Annotated in this window: 17 protein-coding genes; 10 read left to right on the top strand and 7 right to left on the bottom strand. The window is 68.3% G+C overall.

The window, feature by feature from the left end; translation table 11 throughout:
* Positions 1 to 18 precede the first annotated feature (18 nt).
* The 7 genes from C1877_RS04815 (at position 19) to C1877_RS04785 (ending at position 7,615) form a co-directional block, all read left to right on the top strand.
* Entirely contained in the window at positions 19 to 492 is a 474-nt protein-coding gene (locus C1877_RS04815) for a hypothetical protein (protein ID WP_114568522.1), read from the top strand.
* 247 nt (positions 493 to 739) lie between these two features.
* The gene (locus C1877_RS04810; protein WP_114568521.1) at positions 740 to 2,065 is read left to right on the top strand and encodes a Bcr/CflA family efflux MFS transporter; all 1,326 of its coding nucleotides are present in this window, start codon (positions 740 to 742) and stop codon (positions 2,063 to 2,065) included.
* A gap of 214 nt (positions 2,066 to 2,279) precedes the next feature.
* Positions 2,280 to 3,920 (top strand): helix-turn-helix transcriptional regulator, encoded by a 1,641-nt coding sequence (locus C1877_RS04805; RefSeq protein ID WP_114568520.1) that lies wholly within the window; start codon positions 2,280 to 2,282, stop codon positions 3,918 to 3,920.
* 179 nt (positions 3,921 to 4,099) lie between these two features.
* Positions 4,100 to 5,782, top strand: a complete 1,683-nt coding sequence (locus C1877_RS04800; protein WP_114568519.1) for an FAD-dependent oxidoreductase — start codon at positions 4,100 to 4,102, stop codon at positions 5,780 to 5,782.
* Between the two features lie 124 nt (positions 5,783 to 5,906).
* The gene (locus C1877_RS04795) at positions 5,907 to 6,485 is read left to right on the top strand and encodes a hypothetical protein (protein WP_114568518.1); all 579 of its coding nucleotides are present in this window, start codon (positions 5,907 to 5,909) and stop codon (positions 6,483 to 6,485) included.
* 186 nt (positions 6,486 to 6,671) lie between these two features.
* Positions 6,672 to 6,875, top strand: coding sequence for a cold-shock protein (locus C1877_RS04790; protein ID WP_015539962.1), 204 nt, complete (start codon positions 6,672 to 6,674; stop codon positions 6,873 to 6,875).
* Positions 6,876 to 7,057: 182 nt separating this feature from the next.
* On the top strand, positions 7,058 to 7,615 hold the full coding sequence (locus C1877_RS04785; protein WP_114568517.1) for a hypothetical protein: 558 nt from the start codon (positions 7,058 to 7,060) through the stop codon (positions 7,613 to 7,615).
* A gap of 40 nt (positions 7,616 to 7,655) precedes the next feature.
* On the opposite strand, the gene queA is transcribed toward C1877_RS04785, so the two are convergent.
* From queA to C1877_RS04765, 4 genes are all read right to left on the bottom strand, one after another.
* Complete coding sequence (gene queA / locus C1877_RS04780; protein WP_114568516.1) at positions 7,656 to 8,735, bottom strand: tRNA preQ1(34) S-adenosylmethionine ribosyltransferase-isomerase QueA; 1,080 nt, start codon at positions 8,733 to 8,735, stop codon at positions 7,656 to 7,658.
* A 48-nt stretch (positions 8,736 to 8,783) separates the two neighbouring features.
* Positions 8,784 to 9,233: a type II toxin-antitoxin system VapC family toxin gene (locus tag C1877_RS04775; RefSeq protein WP_015539961.1), complete on the bottom strand. Its 450-nt coding sequence runs from the start codon at positions 9,231 to 9,233 to the stop codon at positions 8,784 to 8,786.
* Between the two features lie 9 nt (positions 9,234 to 9,242).
* Entirely contained in the window at positions 9,243 to 9,476 is a 234-nt protein-coding gene (locus C1877_RS04770; RefSeq protein WP_015539960.1) for a hypothetical protein, read from the bottom strand.
* A 119-nt stretch (positions 9,477 to 9,595) separates the two neighbouring features.
* Positions 9,596 to 10,369 carry an epoxyqueuosine reductase QueH gene (locus tag C1877_RS04765; RefSeq protein WP_114568515.1) on the bottom strand — a complete coding sequence of 258 codons (774 nt, stop codon included), beginning with the start codon at positions 10,367 to 10,369 and terminating at the stop codon, positions 9,596 to 9,598.
* A gap of 82 nt (positions 10,370 to 10,451) precedes the next feature.
* On the opposite strand from C1877_RS04765, the gene C1877_RS04760 reads away from it, so the two are divergent.
* The 3 genes from C1877_RS04760 to secD all read left to right on the top strand — a co-directional run bounded on the left by C1877_RS04760 (position 10,452) and on the right by secD (position 15,447).
* Entirely contained in the window at positions 10,452 to 11,324 is an 873-nt protein-coding gene (locus C1877_RS04760; RefSeq protein WP_041239541.1) for an HAD family hydrolase, read from the top strand.
* Between the two features lie 2 nt (positions 11,325 to 11,326).
* The gene (gene tgt / locus C1877_RS04755; protein WP_114568514.1) at positions 11,327 to 12,472 is read left to right on the top strand and encodes a tRNA guanosine(34) transglycosylase Tgt; all 1,146 of its coding nucleotides are present in this window, start codon (positions 11,327 to 11,329) and stop codon (positions 12,470 to 12,472) included.
* Between the two features lie 173 nt (positions 12,473 to 12,645).
* A complete protein-coding gene (gene secD / locus C1877_RS04750; protein WP_114568513.1) occupies positions 12,646 to 15,447 on the top strand; it encodes a protein translocase subunit SecD in 2,802 nt (933 codons plus the stop codon).
* A gap of 214 nt (positions 15,448 to 15,661) precedes the next feature.
* Here the strand turns inward: secD and C1877_RS04745 are convergent, their stop codons facing one another.
* The 3 genes from C1877_RS04745 to C1877_RS04735 form a co-directional block, all read right to left on the bottom strand.
* Positions 15,662 to 17,110 (bottom strand): InlB B-repeat-containing protein, encoded by a 1,449-nt coding sequence (locus tag C1877_RS04745; protein ID WP_114568512.1) that lies wholly within the window; start codon positions 17,108 to 17,110, stop codon positions 15,662 to 15,664.
* Positions 17,111 to 17,350: 240 nt separating this feature from the next.
* Positions 17,351 to 18,247 (bottom strand): carbon-nitrogen hydrolase family protein, encoded by an 897-nt coding sequence (locus C1877_RS04740; protein WP_015539957.1) that lies wholly within the window; start codon positions 18,245 to 18,247, stop codon positions 17,351 to 17,353.
* A 31-nt stretch (positions 18,248 to 18,278) separates the two neighbouring features.
* Positions 18,279 to 19,229, bottom strand: coding sequence for an MFS transporter (locus tag C1877_RS04735; protein ID WP_147274505.1), 951 nt, complete (start codon positions 19,227 to 19,229; stop codon positions 18,279 to 18,281).

Genomic DNA, 19,229 nt, shown 5'->3' with positions numbered 1-19,229 from the left:
GACGAAAGGACGAGCCCCATGCTCGAACAGGACTACCTCATGCGCATCTTCCTGCAGTTCGCCGAGATACTGCGGCGCAGCTGGTTCAAGGCACGCGACGAGCGCGACCCGAAGGCCGCGGCCGACATGCTGGAGAACGCCGTGGGCGACGCCGTGGACATCGACGGCGCCACGCTGCTGTCGCTCGCGCCGGAGTCCATGGCCGGCATCCTGCAGGTGTCGGGCACCGACCCGCGCGTCACCGAGTACGTGGCGCGCAGCCTCATGCTGGCGTCGGCCTACCTGCGCGAGGCAGGCGAGGACGCCGTCGCCGACCTGCGGCTGGAGCAGGCGCGCGCCCTGGCCGACGCCTACGGGCTCGAACTGCCCGACGACCCGGCCGAGATGGCGGGCCTGCTGGACGACGCCCCCGAGCCCGCCATCGTCGACATCGCCTCGGCCGACGATCCGCGCTCGCCCGCCGTCGAGGCGCCGGAGCGCCCGGGCGAGTGACGCAGGCCCGTCTCCTGCGCGGTAGGCTCCCCGCGGCCCTGCCCGGGTGCTGGCGGCGCCTGCCCTCCGTGCGCCCCGCGCCGGATGCCGCCAGCATCCGCGGAACCCCTTCGAACCGTGATTTGTTAGATCATGGTGACTCTGTGATGATCGAAGGATCGCGTCCTCATCTGGTTTCGTTCCGCTAGAGTAATCGCCTCGTAATCCCGTTACGGGTCGCCTTCGGAACCTAGAAGGAAAACTCACCATGAAACAGAAGATGCAGCAATGGCTCGTCCGGCCCCAAGGAAAGCTCGGACCCTTGGGACTTGTCGTCCTCCTCGTCACCGCCAGCTTGGTGACGCCCCTCTCGCTCGACATGTACACCCCTGCCGTTCCCCACATGACGGAGGCCTTCGGCACCACGGCGGGCACCGTGAACCTCACGCTCGTGGGCTACTTCCTGTTCTTCGCCGTGGGCCTGCTCGTGTTCGGCCCGTTGAGCGACCGCTACGGCCGCCGCCCTGTGCTGCTGGCCGGCGTGGTGACCTACACCTCCGCAAGCGGGCTCTGCGCGCTCGCGCTCGACATCGAGATGCTCATCGCGTTCCGCGTCGTGCAGGCGCTGGGCGCGGGCGCCGTGAGCGCGGTTGCCATCGCCGTGGTCAAGGATGCGTTCAAGGCCGAGAAGCGCGAGGCCATCCTGTCTATCGTGCAGGTCATGTTCGTGGTGGGGCCCGTGCTGTCGCCGGTGGTGGGCGCCCTCATCCTGCAGGTGTTCGACTGGCGCATGACGTTCTGCGCCCTGGGCGCCGTGGGCGTGTTCTGCTGCGCGCTCGCCGTGCTGTTCGAGGAGACGCTGCCGCAGGAGGAGCGCTACCGCGGCACCGTGCTCGGCAGCATCGGGCAGCTGGGCGCTGTGGCCAGGAACAAGGGCTTCTCCTCGTTCCTGGCCATCGTGGGCCTGTACAACCTGCCGTTCATGGCCTACATCGCCGTGGGCTCCTACGTGTACATCTCGTTCTTCGGACTAAGCGAGCTGGAGTACAGCGTGTTCTTCGCCGTGGCGGCGCTGCTCACCGCCGCCGGTCCCTTCATCTGGCTCAAGGCCTCCCGCTACGTGAGCGCGCGCCGCTTCACCGGCATCCTGCTGGCCGCGGCTGCGCTCTCGGGCGTGGCCATGCTGCTGGCAGGCGAGCTCTCGCCCGTGCTGTTCTGCCTCACGTTCCTCGTGTTCGCCCTCACGGAGGCCTGCATCCGCCCCTACAGCACGAACATCCTGCTATCCCAGCAGGAGGGCGACACGGGCGCGGCGTCGTCGCTCATCAACTTCGCCCATACCGCCATCGGCTACGTGGGCATGCTGCTGGCGGTGCTGCCGTGGTCGAGCTACGTGCAGGGCATCGGCGTGCTCATCGTGGCGTCCATGGCTTTTGCAGGCATCGGCTGGATCGCCCTGCTCAAGTCCCGTATCCCGCTCGCGGGCATCAAGGACGCCGCGCCGTCCGGGCAGGAGGCTCCGGCCGTCCGGGGCGGCCGGCCCGGACAGGGCTCCCTGGACGCGTCCTCCCCGGCGCAGGGGAGCGCCCGGTAGCCGGCGCGCTGCGGCCGCGGTCCGTTGGATGCGGGCCGGGTGGCGGCAGGAAGCGGGTGCGCCGGCCGGCTATGCCGATGCGGGTGCACCGGCTGCGCTGCCCCGCCTTCGCCGCGCCGGTGCGATCGGCGCCCGGCTTTTCCCCTCTGCCCTTCACCGGGCGGCTGCGGTACGCTACCATGTTCCCGGGAGAAACTACGGGAGGGGATCGTTCTTGTCCGTCGAGAAGGCGAAAACGCTGCTGCGGTCGCTGCGGTGGCATCATCTGGGGTTCGCGTTCGTGTGGGCCATCACGTTCGCGGGCCTCGCGGTGCCCGACGGCTTCGCCGGCCAGCGCCTGTTCAGCTTGAGCGATCAGCTGTGCGCCCTGGCGGCCGTGGGCGCCGCCGTGCTCTACGAGCGGCGGCGCATGCCCTTCCCGCCGCGATCCGCCCTGATGGTGGGCGTGCTGCTGGCCGCAGGTTCGGCCGCCTACTACCTGGCGGCCAACGGTATCGTGCCCGTCCTGCCCGGCTCGCTGGCGGCCGGCGTGCTGGTGGGCCTGGCCCTGGGCTCGTCCTACGTGCTGTGGCAGCAGTTCTTCGCCTCCGAGGGGGCATCGCGCACGGCCGTGTTCATCCCGCTTTCGGCCCTGCTCTCGGTTGCGCTCAGCGTGCTGCTGGCGCTCTTGCCGGACGCCGCGCGCGCCTTGTGCTCCGTGGTCGTCCTGCCCGCTGCGGCCGCCGTGTCGCTCGGCCGCTGCCTGCGGGAGATCGTGCCCGCCGACCCCCGTCCGCGCATGACGGGCACGGCCGCCGCGGCCACGGTGCGCATGCTGTGGAAGCCGGTGTTCTGCACGTGCGCCATCGGCTTCGTGTGGAAGCTGGTCTCGCACCTCTTCGCCGTGCCCGGCGGCATCACGTCGCCGCCCGTGCTGGCCGGCATGGCGCTGGCCGTGGCGGTGGTGGTGCTCATCGAGCTGCTCTCGGAGACGGGCTTCGCGGTGCTGCGCGTCTACCAGATACTGTTTCCGCTGGTCACTGGTGCGTTTTTGTTGCCTACGCTGCTGGGGGTGCAGTTCGCGCCCTTTGCGTCGGGCATGCTGCTGTTCGGCTTCGAGATAGTGAACCTGCTGCTCATCGTCACCTGCGCCGTGTACGCGAGCGAGCGCTCGCTGCCCTCCACCCAGGTGTACGCCCTGTGCGTGGGGCCCACGCTGGCCGCCATGCTCGCGGGCGACGTCGTGGGCACGGGTCTTAGCCCGCTTGCGGCCTACGACTTCGCCCTGGCGGTGAACGTGCTGTTCGTCTGCGTGTACGCGCTGTCGCTCGTGCTGTTCTGCCTGGCGTTCACCCGCAAGGGACGCCGGGGCCGCGCGGCGGCCGAGGCTGAGCACGACATGGCCGTGGTGGGCGCCGCCGCATTCCTTCCGGCGGACGTTCTGGCAGCGGGGGCTGCTGGATGCTCGGCAGCGACAGGGCCGGACGCCGTCGCGGGCTCTGCCGCCGGCGCGTCCGGCGCGTCGGCGTCGGCGGCTGCCGGGGAGCCGGGCCCTCGGGCGGGCGCTGCGGGCGCGTCGTCCGGGGTGGGCGCGGAGGCGGACCCGGAGAGCCTGCCGGGCGGAGGCACGGCGACCGCGCCCGGCGCCGACAGCATCGCGACGCTCATCGAGCGGCGCATGGATGCGCTTGATTTGGACGAGCCGTTCAGCCCCCGCGAGCGCGAGGTCGTGGCCCTCGTGCTGCGCGGCAACAACGTGCCCGCCATCGCCCGCAAGCTCTACATCTCCGAGAACACGGCCCGCGACCACATGAAGAGCATCTACCGCAAGGCCGACGTCCACTCCCGCCAGGAGCTCATCGACCTGTTCGATTGAGGTGCGACGGGAGACCGCCTCGCGAACCAAATACTCGATATCACCGCAATCATCTGCGGAAACGTTAAAACAACCCAAAGTATGGGATGGTGTGGGGCGCCCTTCGCGCGCTAAGCTGGCCCTGTTGGCGGGCGGGGGAAGCCGCCCGCGCAAGCGATGGAACGATCCAAGGAGGGAACATGAGCGAAGAGAACAAGGGCATCTCGCGCCGCAGCCTGCTCAAGGGGGCGGCCCTGAGCGCAGCGAGCGTGGCCGCGCTCGGCATGATCGGCTGCGCCCCGAAGGAGGCCGGCTCGGCCGACGACGCCAAGGCGGGGGCTGCGGGCGGTGCCGACGGCAAGCACACGTGGGAGGTCAAGCCCGAGCCTATCCCGGCCGACAAGATCAAGGAGACGGTGGACACCGAGGTGCTCGTCATCGGCGGCGGCTACTCGGGCACGTGCTGCGCGCTGGCCGCGGCGGAGGGCGGCGCCAAGGTGACGCTCGTGGAGAAGGATGCCATGCTCAACGGCCACGGCGTGGGCGGCACGGGCGCCATCGCCTCGCGCGAGCTGGACAAGCTGGGCATCAGCTTCGACAAGGCCGTGGAGATGGAGCGCTGGGTGTCCACGTGCGGCAACCGCTGCCGCGAGTCGCTCGTGGCCAAGTGGTTCCGCGAGTCCGAGCGCTGCATGAACTGGTTCCTCGACCTGGCCGAGAAGAACGGTGCGAAGTGCATGGTCACGGTGGGCTCGCGCTCGGTCGTGCACCCCGAGATCGACTGCTACCACATGATCTCCGGCGGCGAGATCTTCGAGCAGCACACCATGGCCGACTTCGTGGAGTACCTGTTCGAGAGCGAGGCCAAGCAGCACGGCGCCGAGTTCGTGTACGAGATGCCGGCCGTGCAGCTCGTGCAGGACGACGCCGGCAAGGTCACGGGCGCCATCTGCCAGAACAAGGACGGCGACTACGTGCAGTACAACGCGCCGAAGGGCGTGGTGCTGGCCACGGGCGACGTGAGCTACAACGACGAGTACCTCGACGAGTTCGCCCCCATTGCGAAGAAGGTCATGACCCGCCTGTGCTCCGACCAGGGCAACGTGGGCGACGGCCACAATATGGCCGCCTGGGCCGGCGGCGCGTTCCAGGACGGCCCGTGGCCCACGATGATGCATCCGCAGGCGGCCGCCACGTTCCACGGCCCCTTCATGTTCGTGAACCCGGCCGGCAAGCGCTTCATGAACGAGGCCACGTGGGTGCAGGGCAAGTGCGTGGGCGTCATGGTGAACGGCGGCTCGGACCATGCGTGGTCGGTGTTCGACGCGAACTGGCAGACGGACCTGCTTGACAGCCTGCAGTACGGCGGCGGCATGTTCTGGGACTCGTTCCGCGCCTACGGCACGGACTACCAGGTGGCGGTGGAATCGCATACGAAGTCGGTCGAGAGCGGCCTGGAGAAGGTGCCCGACTACTACAAGCGCGCCGACACGCTGGAGGAGCTGGCGGAGATGCTCGACGTGGACAAGGACGAGTTCCTGAAGTCGGTCGAGCGCTACAACAAGATGTGCGAGCAGGGCGAGGACACCGATTTCTACAAGGAGGGCCACTTCCTCTATCCCATCAAGGAAGGCCCCTTCACGGCCTGTATGGTGGCGCCGGGCCTGTTGGGCGTGTGCGGCGGCATCCACATCTCGGACAACTTCGAGGTGCTGGACGCCGAGGACAAGCCGGTCGAGGGCCTGTACGCCATCGGCAACTGCGCCGGCGACATCTACGCCTACGACTATCCCATCAACGTGCAGGGCAACAGCCACGGCCGCTGCCTCATCGAGGGCAAGTGCCTGGGCGAGCAGCTGGCGGGCGTGTACCAGGAGATCTAGCAGGTTGACGGCGGGGCTGGGCGGCGGCGTGCCGGCATCACCGAGCGCGACGTCGCCCGGTGGCTGGAGCCGGCGCCGCCGGCCCGGCCTGCCGTCTCGGGCGGACCACGGAAGGACCGAGGGCATGGACGAACCGAAGGATGCGGGGACGGGCGCCGGCGCGGCCGGGGCGGGCGCGTGCGTGACGGAGGCCGACGGAAGCGCGGAGGCCGCGGGCACGGATGCCTCCGAGGAGGCGTTTGCCCAGCTGCAGCGGCTTTACGACCAGCTTCCCGCCATGGAGGAGCGCGGCGTGCTGCTGGCACGTGCGAAGGCGGCGGCTGCCGCGGTGCGGCTCGAGGACGAGCTGGCCACGGCCCGTATCCTCTTGGACGAGGCAGAGAAGCGCGAGGCCGAGGCCCGCGCCGCGCTCGAACAGGCGGAGCGGGGAGGCGACGCCGAGCTTGCCGACGAGTGCCGCCGGGCCCTGCTGCATGCCGGCTCGCTGCGGGGGTTCCGCGTCGGCCCCGCGCGCAAAGCCGAGGCGGCCCTGGCCCGCGCGCTCGAGGAAGGGCGCTTCGCCGATGCAGCGGAGGCGCGTGCCGCCGTCTTGGATCCGGCCGAGCTGGCGTCTGTCGAGTCGGAGGTCGAAGCCTATCGGTGCGCCTACGCCGAGGCCCTTGCCCGGTGCGAGGCGCTGGAGGCGTCCTGTCCCGAGGACTGAGGTTGCGGCGGGCGCGGCCGTATCTTACGAAACGGTAAAAAACGGGCTAAACCGAGAATCCCGAGCCTTTTTCTCTCTGGATAGCGTATAGTATTCTCGTGCTCTCGAGGTGAGGGCGAGTGCTGCCGCCATGCAGCATGCAGTGTTGCCTCCTTGAAGGGTCAAGGAGAGGAAAGAGGATTTAAAATGGCAGAAGGTACCGTGAAGTGGTTCAACCCCGAAAAAGGCTATGGGTTCATCTCTCAGAACGATGGCGAAGACCTCTTCGTCCACTTCTCTGAGATCAAGATGGACGGCTTCAAGACCCTCGATGAAGGCCAGGCTGTGCAGTTCGACGTGACGACTGGCCAGAATGGCAAGCTCCAGGCTAGCAACGTGACGAAGGCGTAAAGCAACCTCACATAAAAAAGCCGAAATGGCCCCGCAGTGCGGGGCCATTTTTTATGCCGGGAGCGAGATTTTCCTTCAGCTTGTTTCTTGCTGCTGCTCGATTGGTTGAGAGCGGCTAGGCGACGCGCTACCATAAGCGCAATGGGCGGGGCTATGAGGGCAAGAAGGCGAGAGGGGTTGTTATGGACAACGTCATGACCATGCCGTGCACAGAGTTTGTGGGGGCGGTGCGGCATCACGCGCACTTTCTGGAAGACGAGGCCTCCCGCGCTCGGCTGCGTCGGTTCCGCGACGCCATCCGCGCCGAGGGGGTGCGCGCGTTTCTGGATCGCGAGTACCCGGCCGGTGGCGACAAGGCTCTCATCGTGAACGTGACGGCGGGGCGCACTTGCTTGGTAGACGGCAACGCGCATTTGGTGGCGCTTGTCATGTGCGATGTCGGCGTCACGCTGGCCAGGCTCGTCGAGGAGTCGGGACGCGCCGACTTCGTGCGCCGATGGCACGACGGCTGGGAGGAGGGCTCCGGCCAGGAGGCAGCCTACGAGGTGTACCTTCCCCTGGATGCCGATACGAGCCGTATTCCCGAGGCGTACGAGGGCACCGACTGGTTTAAAGATCCGTCGCAGCCCACGAAGATCATGCCGGCTACCATCGCGTTCGATAGCCCCCTGTTCGCCGAGCGCGACCGCGGCCGGCCCTTGGGCGAGACCGCGCGCCTGGTGCTGGAACGGCTGGATTGAGCCAGGGGCCGCCACGACGTCGCGCAGCGGCCTCTGCCGGCTAGCAGATGAACATGGCGTCGCCGAAGGAGAGCATGCGGTAGCGCTCGGCGATGGCATGCTGGTAGGCGGCCATGATGTGCTCGCGCGTGGAGAAGGCGCTCACCAGCATCATGAGGGTGGAGCGGGGCACGTGGAAGTTCGTGACGAGGGCGTCCACCACGTGGAACTCGCTGCCGGGCAGGAGGTAGAGCGACGTGGCCTCGCGCTCGCGGGGCGTGACGGCGCCCGCCTCGGCGTCCCAGGCGCTCTCGAGGCTGCGCACGCTCGTGGTGCCCACGGCCACCACGCGGCCGCCGCGCTCGCGCGTCTCGGAGATGGCCGCCACCGTGCGCTCGGGCACGGTGTAGAACTCGGTGTGGATGACGTGCTTCTCGGGATCGTCCTCGTCCACGATGCGGAAGGTGTCCAGGCCCACCTCCAGCTCCACGGTCTCCCAGCGAACGCCCTGCTCGCGCAGGTGCTCGATGAGCTCGGGCGTGAAGTGCAGGCCCGCCGTGGGCGCCGCCGCCGAGCTCTCGCGACGCGAGTACACCGTCTGGTAGAGCTCCTCGTCGCCGGCGTAGTCCTTGATGTAGGGCGGCAGCGGCGTATGGCCCACCGCGTGCAGCGCCTCGTCGAGGGAGGGGAGCGGCGTGGTGAGGCGTGCCAGGCGCTCGCCCTTCTGGGCGTCCGGCAGCCAGTCGACGATCTCGGCCGACAGGGCCACGTTGCCCTCCGCATCGGTAAAGTCCACCACCGCGCCCGTGCCGGGCTTCAGGCGCTTGCCGGGGCGCACGAGCACCTCCCAGAGCGCGCTGCGGTTCTCGGTGGGCGTGCCGTGCTGGCGCAGCAGGAACACCTCGGCCGCCCCGCCCGTGCCGCGCTTCGCGCCCAAAAGGCGCGCCGGCATGACGCGCGTCTCGTTGGCCACCAGAAGGTCGCCGGGGCGCAGGTACTCCGCGATGTCGCGGAATACGCGGTCCTCAAGCGCACCGGTCGCGCGGTCCATGACCAGCAGGCGGCAACCGTCGCGTTCCGCGGCGGGCTCCTGGGCGATGAGCTCTTCGGGCAGGTCGTAGTCGAAATCGGAGGTCTTCATGCGGGCGGGTCCTTCGCGTTGTTCGCAGTCGGTTCGTCGAAGAGCCTATTATAGGCGTTCCGGCTCCGCCAAGGACCCCATTCCCAATTCCTCCCACGTCATCTCATACCACGACTCGATGGAAAGCCCCGGCACGCGCTTGAACTCGTCCACGTTGCCCGTGACGAGCACGGCATTGTTCGCGAGCGCCGTGGCAGCTATGAGGAGGTCGTTAGGTCCGATGACCTTACCGGCCATTTCCAGCTCCCCCCTTATGCGCGCGTAGATGTGCGCGCATTCGGAATCGAACGGAAGGACTTCGAAGGGAAGCATGAATTCATCGACGAGCCATCGCGTTTTTTCCGATTGCTTGCTTTTCACTATGCCGAGCCTCAGCTCTCCCTCCACAATGGCGGGAATTTTGAACAGGCGAGGGTCGCTGCTGCGCATCAGATCGTAAGCGTAGGGGAGGTGCCCGTGCATGAAGTCTATGCAAATGTTGGCGTCGAGGAGGTACATGCGCGCCGCCTACAGCGTCTTGCGAGGCGCGTCGAGCTCCCAGGGAATCTCCGGAGGCACCACGAACGTGTCGTCGTCGCAGGCGCCGTACAGGTTGAAGAACCCCCGGGGCCACCCGTTGCGCTCCTTGCGCTCGCGCAGCACGCCCGCCGCGTACTTCGAGAGCGTCTTCCCCTCGCGCGCGGCATCGCGACGCAGATCCTCCATCGTGGAATCGTCCACGTACAACGAAAGCTGGGCCATGTCACCCTCCCTTCGGTAGCAAATATACTTGTGAGTATACTTGCTAAAACTTTGGAAAGCAAGCCCATGCTTTGGCACGTGACGGCAGGGCTTGCGAGGCGCTTTGGCCGAAGGCCGGGCTACCGCTCGCCGCGCTCCTGCTCGCGCAGGGCGCGCAGGGCGGCGCGCTTGCGGGCCTGCTTCTCGGCGTAGGCCGCTCGTTCGGCTCGCTTGGCGGCGCGGGCGGCTTCCTGGGCGGCGCGCTCGTCGGCGTGCGCGGCGGCCTCGGCCTCGCGCTCGGCGGCGCGCGCCCGTTTGCGCTCGGCGCGCTCGGCGGCGGCCTCGGCCTCGGAGAAGCGGCAGCCGCAGAAGTTCTGGCGGTACATGCCCGTCGCGCGGCTGCGGCGGGTGGCCTCGTCGTAGAAGGGGCGGTAGTCCTCGAAGAGCGCGCGCACGCCTGCGGCGGCCGCTGCGCGTTCCAGCTCCTCGCGGATGACCTCGGTGAACTGGTAGGGGCTTACCGAGAGCGTGGTGCCCACGGCGTCGAAGCGCCGCTCGGAGGCAACGCGCGCGGCCTCCTCGAAGCGCAGGCGGTAGCACGCACGGCAGCGCGCCTCGCGCAGCGCGGGGTGCGTCGCCACGCGCAGCACGTCGCCGTCCGCCGCCGCGAGCGCGGCCTCGCCCACGCGTCCGGCCGTCGTCTCCCAGGCCGCAGGGTCGTAGGGGCCCTCCACCACCGGCAGCCCCTCGCCGCCGGCCCACGTGCGCAGCGTGCCCAGCCGGTGCGCATACTCCTCGGCTGGCGCGATGTTCGAGTTCGCATAATAGAGGGTCAGGTCGTGCCCGGCCGCGCGCAAGATGCGCGTCGGCTCCAGCGAGCACGGTCCGCAGCAGGCATGAAGTAGCAATTTCATCGGGTTTCGCACGCTCCTTCGCATCGTCGCCTATACTACCATGTCGGACAAAACGCACGCCGACGAACAGAAGGACGACGCAATGAGCGAATGCACCGCACCGGCCTACCGGGCCATCTTCTTCGACTTGGACGGGACCTTGCTCCCCATGGAGATCGACGAGTTCATGCGCACGTACTTCGAAGCGCTCGGCGCGTACGTCGCCCGCTTCGGCGTGGCGCCCGAGGCGTTCATGGCCGGCATGAAGGCCGGCATCAAGAACATGGCCGCCCATGATGACGGCCGCCCGAACAGCGACGCGTTCTGGGAAGGCTGGTTCGCGCACGTCGATGCCGATGCGTGCGACTGGGCGACGGAGCTCGACCGCTTCTACGAAGTTGAATTCGGTGCGATCGGCGCGGGCGTGGTGCCGAACCCGGCGGCGGCGCGCGCGGTGGACGCGCTCGCGTCCAAGGGCTATCCGCTCGTGCTGGCCACGATGCCCATGTTCCCCGAGCGCGCCGTGCGGTGGCGCCTCGAATGGGCGGGCGTCGACTCGGGCAAGTTCTCGCGCCTCACGAACTTCGCGAACTCCACGAGCGTGAAGCCCAAGCCCTCCTACTACGCCGAGAACCTGGCCGCGGCCGGCCTGCGCGGCGCCGACGTGCTCATGGTGGGGAACAACACGGTGGAGGACCTGGGCATCCGCTCGCTCGGGGCCGACGCTTTCCTCGTGACCGACCACCTGCTCGACCCGACCGACGGCTTCGATTTGGGCGGCGCCAAGCATGGCACGATAGAGGAGTTCGCCGCATGGGCCGAGGCGCTGCCTGCCTGCACGAGTCCCGCGACCGGCATCGAAGCCGGCCTCGTGGACGCTGCCGCGCGCGAGCGCGTGCTCGCGGATAACCTTACGGCCGGCGCAAGCGTCGACGCCCCCGGCGCGGGCTTCACCATCAACGGGATCGAGGGCTAGCCGTGGCGCTCTTCGACTGCACGTGCGAGGCGACGAGCGGCCACGCCCGCGCGCTTTCCTACGAGACGGCCCACGGAACGTTTCAGACGCCCATGTTCATGCCCGTGGGCACGAGCGCCACGGTGAAGGGCGTCACCGCAGGTCAGCTGCACGACCTCAACTCCCAGGTGGTGCTCGCGAACACGTATCACCTCTCGCTGCGCCCCGGCGCCGACGTGGTGGCCGAGGCGGGCGGGGTGCACCGCTTCATGAACTACGACGGCCCCATGCTCACCGACTCGGGCGGCTTCCAGGTGTTCAGCCTGGCCGACACGCTCAAGCTCGACGATGACGGCCTCACGTTCCGCTCCATCTACGACGGCTCGAAGATCCGCTGGACGCCCGAGTCCAACATGGCCGTCCAGGAAGCACTTGGCGCCGATATCGCCATGCAGCTCGACCAATGCACGCCCTACCCGGCCGAGCATGCGTTCGTGGCGAAGGCCGTGGACCTGTCGGCCAACTGGGCGCGCCGCTGCCTGGCCGCGCACCAGCGCCCCGACCAGACGCTCTTCGGCATCGTGCAGGGCGGCATGGAGATGGACCTGCGCCTGGAGTCCATCCGCCGCCTGCGGGAGATCGAGGAGGAAAGCCTCGCTGCGGGCGGGCGGCGCTTCGGCGGCTTCGGCATCGGGGGCTACTCGGTGGGCGAGGACCACGAGGTGATGTTCGAGACGCTCGGCCCCGTGGCGCGCGCGTGCCCGGAGGACCGGCCGCGCTACCTCATGGGGGTGGGCAACCCCACCACGCTCGTGCGCGCGGTGCGCGAGGGCGTGGACATGTTCGACTGCGTGCTGCCCACCCGCACGGCGCGCATGGGCACGGCGTTCTCGTCGACGGGCCGCATGAACATGCGCAACGCCAAGTTCACGCGCGACTTCGGCCCGCTCGATGCGGCCTGCACGTGCCCGACGTGCCAGAACCACAGCCGCGCCTACCTGCGTCACCTCGTGAAGCAGAACGAGATGCTGGGCGGCATCCTGCTCTCCATCCACAACCTGCACTACCTCATCGACCTCATGCGCCGCGCCCGCGAGGCGGTGCTGGCGGACGCCTACGAGGAGTTCTACCAGGAGTGGATGGCGAGCCCCGCGGCGAAGGACTACTAGGCGGGATCTGCGCGCGGGCCGGTTCCGGAAAGCGCCGAATATTTCCGGATAAGTATAATTTAACCGCAGGGGAGTGTTCCCTGCGGTCGATTTGTGGCACAATAGGACAGTTGACGTGGCGGAGCCGTTCCGCGCGCCTTTGAATGGAAAGAATCAACGAGGGAGAGCTCCCCATGGCGACAGCCCAGAAATCGAAGAAGAAGCCCGGCCGCTCGGTCGACCGGCGCAACGTCTGGCTCCTCATAGCCACCACCCTGCTGGTGGTGGGATCGATCTTCATGTTCGCGCCCCCGCAGGAGAAGATCAACCAGGGCCTGGACATCCAGGGCGGCCTGTCGGTCGTGCTCACGGCGAAGGGCGAGAACGGCCAGGCCGTGTCGACCGAGGACATGGAGAAGAGCCGCGCCATCATCGAGAGCCGCGTGAACGCGCTCGGCGCCTCGGAGGCCGTGGTGCAGGTGCAGGGCACCGACCAGATCCTCGTGCAGATCCCCGGCCTCACGAACACCGAGGACGCGCTCGACACCATCGGCAAGACCGGCAAGCTGGAGTTCGCGCGCCTCGACTCGTTCACCGACCAAGACGTGAAGACCAAGATAGAGAACGGCCAGTACGGCAACGAGGCCACCATCACCGACGAGCTGGGCAACCAGCTGCCCGCGGGCAAGACCGAGCACCTCAAGGTGGAGGACGGCACTTACACGCCGCTTGTTTCCGGCGCGAACATCACGAACGTGTCCATCGGCAAGCGTAAGGACACGGCCACCGACTATGCCGTGAACGTGAAGCTGGACAGCGAGGGCACGGCGGCGTTCGCCGAGGCAACGAAGGAACTTGTGTCGTCGCGTGGCAAGATCGTCATCATATTGGACAACGAGGTGCAGTCGGCCCCCGCTGTTGACAGCGAGATCCCGAACGGCGACGTGTCCATTACCGGCAACTACTCGCTCGACGAAGCAAGGTCGCTGCAGACCGTGCTGGAGAGCGGGTCGCTGCCCGTGAGCTTCGAGTACGCCCAGAGCCAGGTGGTAGGTCCGACGCTCGGCCAGGACGCGCTGGCGTCCGGCGTGCTGGTGGCGCTTATCGGCCTGGCCGTGGTCATGCTGTACCTGCTGTTCTTCTACCGCGGCCTCGGCCTGATCACGGCGGCGGCCATGGGCATCTTCGCCGTGCTGTACCTGGGCATCCTGGCCACGCTCTCGACGTTCGGCCTGTTCAGCCTCTCGCTCGCCGGTATCGCGGGCATCGTGCTGACCATCGGCATGGCGGCCGACTCGTCCATCCTCACCATGGAGCGCTTCCGCGAGGAGATCCGCATGGGCCGCAGCGTGCGCGCCGCGTCCATCACGGGCGTGCGGCACGCCATCGTCACGTCGGTCGATGCCGACCTGGTGACGCTCGTGTCGGCGCTGTCGCTGTTCTTCCTGGCCACGGCTTCCGTCAAGGGCTTCGGCCTGACGCTGGCGCTGGGCATCGTGTGCGACATCGCCATGATGCTGCTGTTCAAGGCGCCGCTCATCCGCCTGTTGGCGCCGAAGGTCATCGCAAGGCATCCTGGTTTCTGGGGCGTCGCGGACGCCGAGGCGGCTGCCAAGGACTACGAGGCGCTGGCGCTTGCCGAGGGCACGAGCACGGCCGCGGCCGAGGCGGGCGAGGCCCTGAACCCCGTCGAGAGCGAGCGTGTGGCCGAGAAGCGCGCGGGCGCCGCCGGCGAGGCCGCCGCGGAGGCGGCGCGCAAGCCGCGCGGGCGCTTCATCAAGCGCGACATCAATTTCCTGGGGTACCGCCGCATCTTCCTCACGGTGGCGGCCGTGCTCGTGTGCGCGTCCTTCGCCGTCGTGGGCGTGAAGGGGCTGAACTTCGGCATCGAGTTCGTGGGCGGCACCTCGGTGGCGTTCCACAACACGGGCGACGTGACCACCGAGCAGCTGCGCAGCTCGTTCGATGCGGCCGGCGAGCCCGACGCCGTCATCCAGACGACGAACGCGGACGGCCAGGAGGGCTTCCTCGTCCGCACCACCACCACGAGCGCCGAGGACGCCACGGCGCGCGCGAACCAGGTGGCCGGCGACCTGGGGCTGTCCACCGACAGCTTCGAGGTGACCACCATCGGGCCCGACTGGGGCGCGAGCGTCATCCAGTCGTCGCTCATCGCGTTCCTCGTGTCCATCGTGCTCATCATCATCTACATCGCCATCCGCTTCGACTACAAGATGGGCATCACCGCCATCGTGGCGCTCCTGCACGACCTGGTGCTGGTCATGGGCATCTACGCGCTGGTGGGACGCGAGGTCAACCCGAACACCATCGCCGCGCTGCTCACTATCTTAGGGTATTCGCTCTACGACACGGTGGTCGTGTTCCACCGCATCAACGACAACATGCGGGGCGATGACATCAAGTGCACGTTCATGACGATGGCGAACCATTCCATCAACCAGGTGCTCGTGCGCACCATCAACACCACGCTCACGTCGCTCATCCCGGTGCTGGCCATGCTGTTCTTCGGCGGCGAGACGCTCAAGGACTTCGCGTTCGCCATGGCCATCGGCCTGATCTGCGGCTCGTACTCGTCGGTGGCGGTAGCCACGCCGCTGTACGCCATGTGGAAGACGCGCGAGCCGAGGAACGCGAAGCTCGTGAAGAAGTACGGCACCGAGGTGGGTCGCTTCGAGTTCGCGAATCCGAACGCCATGGCCGCCGCTGCGGCGAAGCCGGCGAAGGGCGCGACCGCTGCGAAGGCGGGGAAGTCGTCTGCGGGTAAGCCGTCCAAGGGCGCGCCTGCCGCGAAGCCGGCATCGAAGGCCGCGGAGGCGACAGCTGCCGCCAAGAAGAACGTCGCGTCCAACGGGTCAGCAGCACCTTCTGCCGCACCCGACCCGTCGAGCGCTGCGCAGCCGCACGGTGCCAGCGCCTCCAAGGCTGGCTCCAAGCCGCCGAAGGCCAAGCGCAAGAAGCGCCCGGACAAGAAGTAGCTAACAGGGGCTCACGGCACTGCTGCAGAACAAGGAAACCCCCGAACGGGGGTTTCCTTGTTCTGCAGCAGGGAGGAGACGGCGGGAAGAAGACGGAGGGCCCAGCTCCCCCCCCCTTTTTTTTTCGGTCCTGTTGACATGATGACGGGACGCTCCGGAGGAGGGCGGCCCATTACCGGGAGCCTGACTCGCAAACTCCTAGGTCGGGCTTCCTTTACCGAAGCTTCCTTCGCGCAGCGACCGCGCCGGCGGCACCCAGCGTAACGAGGCACGCAAGGGTGCCCAGCGTGGCGAGCGAGACAGCGTCTGCGGTACGCGGCAAGGACTTCGACGCCGAGTAGATCGCCTTGCGCGCGCCGGTCGCCGCAGATGCGGGCTGAACGGGCTTCGACGGGTCTGATGGGTGCGCCGGATCGACGGGGTCGACGGGATCGACCGGCCGGGCCCTGACGGTGAAGTCGCGCGACAGCGTTTCGACGGAGCCTGTGCGCTGCCAGCCGGCGCCCGCCGTGTAGACCTCCTGGGCGTACGTTGCCGTGAGCGTGTAGGAACCGGCGGCTTCGAGCGCCGCGGTGGAGCGGTACGGGGACGCGTCAGGGAAGTCGCCCTGCAGGCTGGGCGCGATGCTCCAGGTTACGGGGATGTAGCGCGTCTCGCCGTCGACCGCGCCAACCTCGTCCTGGCGGTGGCCGGTAGCCAGGAACGAGAGCGTGTCGCCCTCGTACAGGTTGTCGTTCTCCAGCACGAGCTCGTTCTTGTGAGCGTCGGCCTGCGGTACCCAGCGCGCGACGAGGCGTGCGCCGCCGGCGGGCATGGGGAACGTCTCGCCGGCATGGTACACGGTGCCGTCGGCCTCGTTCGTCCATCCGCCGAACGCATAGCCGGCCTTCGTGGGCTCGCCGGAGGCCACGGGCACCGCGTCGCCCTCGGCGTACGTCTGGGGATCGACGGGCACCGTGCCGCCGTCGGCTCCGTTTCCGTCGTATTCGACGGAGTACATAGCTGCCCAGATGGCATACAGCGACGAGGGGCCTACGGGCATGGTGTAATCCATGAAGCCCCAGCGGGCGGAGGCGTCGGTGTTCCAACCCATGAACAGGTAGCCTATGCGCGACCAGTCGGCGCCCGAGGTGCCGACCGACGCGATGCTGCTCAGCGCCAGGGACTGAAAGGGGCTGAACGTGCCACCGGGCGCGGTCACGGCGTCGCCCGCCTCGTAGTTGCGGTGGTAGGTGAGCGGGAAGAGCTGCGCGGGCGTCGTGGCATGGGCGGTGTTCGACCAGTCGCTTGTCTGGCCGCCTCCCGTTGCGTTGAGGCGGTAGTAGTAGGTCGTGTCCGGCGAGAGGCCCGTGTCCAGGTACTGCGCCTCCGAGCCCGGCACCGTGCCCACGAGCACGTACCCGCCCGTCTCGAAGGTGCTGCGGTACACCTGGCAGTTCTCGGCGTCGGCGGGCGCCACCCAGTTCAGGCGGATCTGGTCGGGCGAGACGGCGTCGGCCGTAAGCTGCTGCGGCGGGTCGATGGCGTCGGCTGCGGGCTCGCCGAACGCCGGCGGGGCGAACGCGGCCGGTGCGAGGGCGGAGAGTGCGAGCAGCAGCGCAAGCGCCATCGACAGCGCGCAACGTGCCGGCGTTCGCGCCGGCAGGACGGGGAAACGGTGCATGGCGGGCTCCTTACAGGCGAATATGATGCGGTTGGCACCATTATCCGGAGGTCCTTCGCCTCGCCGGCAAACCGTTGCCCCCACGTCATGCCGGCTTCCAATCTGCCGCCTTTCCGTTGCCGTCCCGTCGATGCGGGCGCCGGCTGCCCTGAAGCGAAAGGAGGTCTCTCATGCGGGCAGGGCGGCCCCTGCGCAGGGCTGCCCTGCCCGTGGTTCGGCGGGCTCCGGCTCGCGTTCGCCTTACCGCTTGAAGCGCTCCTGTTCGGCCAGCTCGGCGTACCAGCGGGCGTAGACGTCGGGGCGGAAGTCCGGGTCGACGTCGGCCCACTGCTTGGCCAGGAAGGGCTTGTCCACGTAGGACAAGTCGATGGTGCCCAGGTGCAGCTCCTGTTCGTCGGAGCCGGGCGCGCCGCAGGGGCCGCCCGCGTAATAATGCACGGCCGGCACGTTCTTGCCGGGGCCTATCACGCTGCTGCCGCCCACGAAGTCATCGGAGATGGCGCAGCCCGTGCAGTTGGCCGAGGCGATGTACACGTCGTTGTTCGCGGCCAGGTACTCCAGCGAATCCTTGATGTTGCGGGCGGTCACGCCCGTGTTCACGGCGAACGGGTTCGCAATGAGGCGGCAGCCGCTCGCCCGGTAGTAGCGCATGATCTCGGAGAACACGAACGTGTCGTAGCAGATGCTCACGCCCACCGGCCCCCAGGGCGTGCCGAACATGAACGGCTCGTCGCCGCGGCCGGCCCAGGAGGGCTCGTCGGCCGGCAGGTGCATCTTGCGGTAGCGGCCCAGCACCCCGTCGGGCCCGCAGGCCACGGCGGCGTTGTACACGGTGCCGTCCTCGGCGCGCTCGGCCAGCCCGAACACGGCGTACACGCCCAAACGGTGCGTGGCCTCGGCCACGGCCTCGGTGGACGGCCCGGGGATGGGCTCGGCCAGCCGATGGTGCATGCGCTCGTCGCCCTCGTGGTCGAGGTCGGCGTCGTAGCCGGTGAGCGCCGTCTCGGGCAGCACCACGAGGTTCGCCCCGCGCGCCGCCGCGCACTCTAGGTATCCGATGATGCGGTTCAGGTTCCGCTCCTTGTCGCCCCAGCGCGGCTCGTACGTGACCACGGCGACGTTCATGATGTCCTTCATGGGTTTTCTCCTTCGATAGGGTCGGTTTCCTCTAGCGCAGCTTCCGCGTGGCGAACGTGCATACGGCGCCCGCCACGGTGAGCGGCACCATGAGGTAGAAGGCCATATCCCAGCCCACCGCCTCGATGAGCAGGCCCATCAGGCTGGAGCTTAAGAAGATGCCCACCCATTGGAACGTGTTCAGCAGCGCCACGGCCATGTCGCCCTGCGCGGGCGGCACCAGTTCGGCCACGGCCGAGAAGCACAGCCCCACGATGCCCATGACCGCGATGCCGAACAGCACCACCAGCACCACGAACACCCCGGTGGGCCAGGAGGGCATGAGCGCGTAGGTCACGGCGCTGGCCAGCATGAGCACGCCGAGCGGCTTCTTGCGCGAACCCATCTTGTCCGACACCATGCCCGTCACGATGCCCACAGGTATGCCCACGAGCGGCGCTATGCTCACGATGGAGCTGGCCGCCGCCGCGTCCATGCCGCGCACCTCGGCCAGGTACGTGGGCGGAAACGAGATGACGCCCTGCTCGGCTATCAGGTACACCATGAGCGTGAGCCCGACGAGCCACACGCCCGGGTTCAGGAACACGTCCTTCGAGAACAGCTTGGCCGGCGCGGCCGGTGTGTCGGCAGACGCCCCCGTGCCCGGCGCCTCCTCGGCCGGCGCGGCCGCCGCCGCAAGCGACGCGTCCAGGTTGCGCAGCGCGACGATCCACGCCACGAGGAACACGGCGGCGTAGACGGCCGTGAACCACCACACGTTCTCCCACGCGCCGCCCTCGGCGATGCGCGGCGCCAGGTTGAACATGGCTATCTGGCCGAACGCCATGAAGCACATGAGCAGGCCCATGGCGCTGCCGCGGCGCTTGTCGTCGAACGAGCTGGCCACGGCCGCCGGCCCCAGCGTCATGAGCAGGATGAGCCCCACGCCCTCCACGATGCGGCTCCCCAGCATGACGGCGTAGCCCGCATCGAGCGCGCCCAC

This window comes from Gordonibacter pamelaeae (assembly GCF_003340385.1).
Taxonomy (GTDB): Bacteria; Actinomycetota; Coriobacteriia; order Coriobacteriales; family Eggerthellaceae; genus Gordonibacter; species Gordonibacter pamelaeae.
Note: the sequence above shows the minus strand (reverse complement) of the source record. Positions and strands in the feature narration are given on the sequence as shown.

Bases quoted from the DNA above. Each gene is read 5' to 3' on its own strand.
- C1877_RS04815 (WP_114568522.1), top strand. From the start codon at position 19: ATGCTCGAACAGGACTACCTCATGCGCATCTTCCTGCAGTTCGCCGAG.
- C1877_RS04810 (WP_114568521.1), top strand. From the start codon at position 740: ATGAAACAGAAGATGCAGCAATGGCTCGTCCGGCCCCAAGGAAAGCTC.
- C1877_RS04800 (WP_114568519.1), top strand. From the start codon at position 4,100: ATGAGCGAAGAGAACAAGGGCATCTCGCGCCGCAGCCTGCTCAAGGGG.
- C1877_RS04795 (WP_114568518.1), top strand. From the start codon at position 5,907: ATGGACGAACCGAAGGATGCGGGGACGGGCGCCGGCGCGGCCGGGGCG.
- C1877_RS04790 (WP_015539962.1), top strand. From the start codon at position 6,672: ATGGCAGAAGGTACCGTGAAGTGGTTCAACCCCGAAAAAGGCTATGGG.
- C1877_RS04785 (WP_114568517.1), top strand. From the start codon at position 7,058: ATGGACAACGTCATGACCATGCCGTGCACAGAGTTTGTGGGGGCGGTG.
- queA (WP_114568516.1), bottom strand. From the start codon at position 8,735: ATGAAGACCTCCGATTTCGACTACGACCTGCCCGAAGAGCTCATCGCC.
- C1877_RS04775 (WP_015539961.1), bottom strand. From the start codon at position 9,233: ATGTACCTCCTCGACGCCAACATTTGCATAGACTTCATGCACGGGCAC.
- C1877_RS04770 (WP_015539960.1), bottom strand. From the start codon at position 9,476: ATGGCCCAGCTTTCGTTGTACGTGGACGATTCCACGATGGAGGATCTG.
- C1877_RS04765 (WP_114568515.1), bottom strand. From the start codon at position 10,369: ATGAAATTGCTACTTCATGCCTGCTGCGGACCGTGCTCGCTGGAGCCG.
- C1877_RS04760 (WP_041239541.1), top strand. From the start codon at position 10,452: ATGAGCGAATGCACCGCACCGGCCTACCGGGCCATCTTCTTCGACTTG.
- secD (WP_114568513.1), top strand. From the start codon at position 12,646: ATGGCGACAGCCCAGAAATCGAAGAAGAAGCCCGGCCGCTCGGTCGAC.
- C1877_RS04745 (WP_114568512.1), bottom strand. From the start codon at position 17,110: ATGCACCGTTTCCCCGTCCTGCCGGCGCGAACGCCGGCACGTTGCGCG.
- C1877_RS04740 (WP_015539957.1), bottom strand. From the start codon at position 18,247: ATGAAGGACATCATGAACGTCGCCGTGGTCACGTACGAGCCGCGCTGG.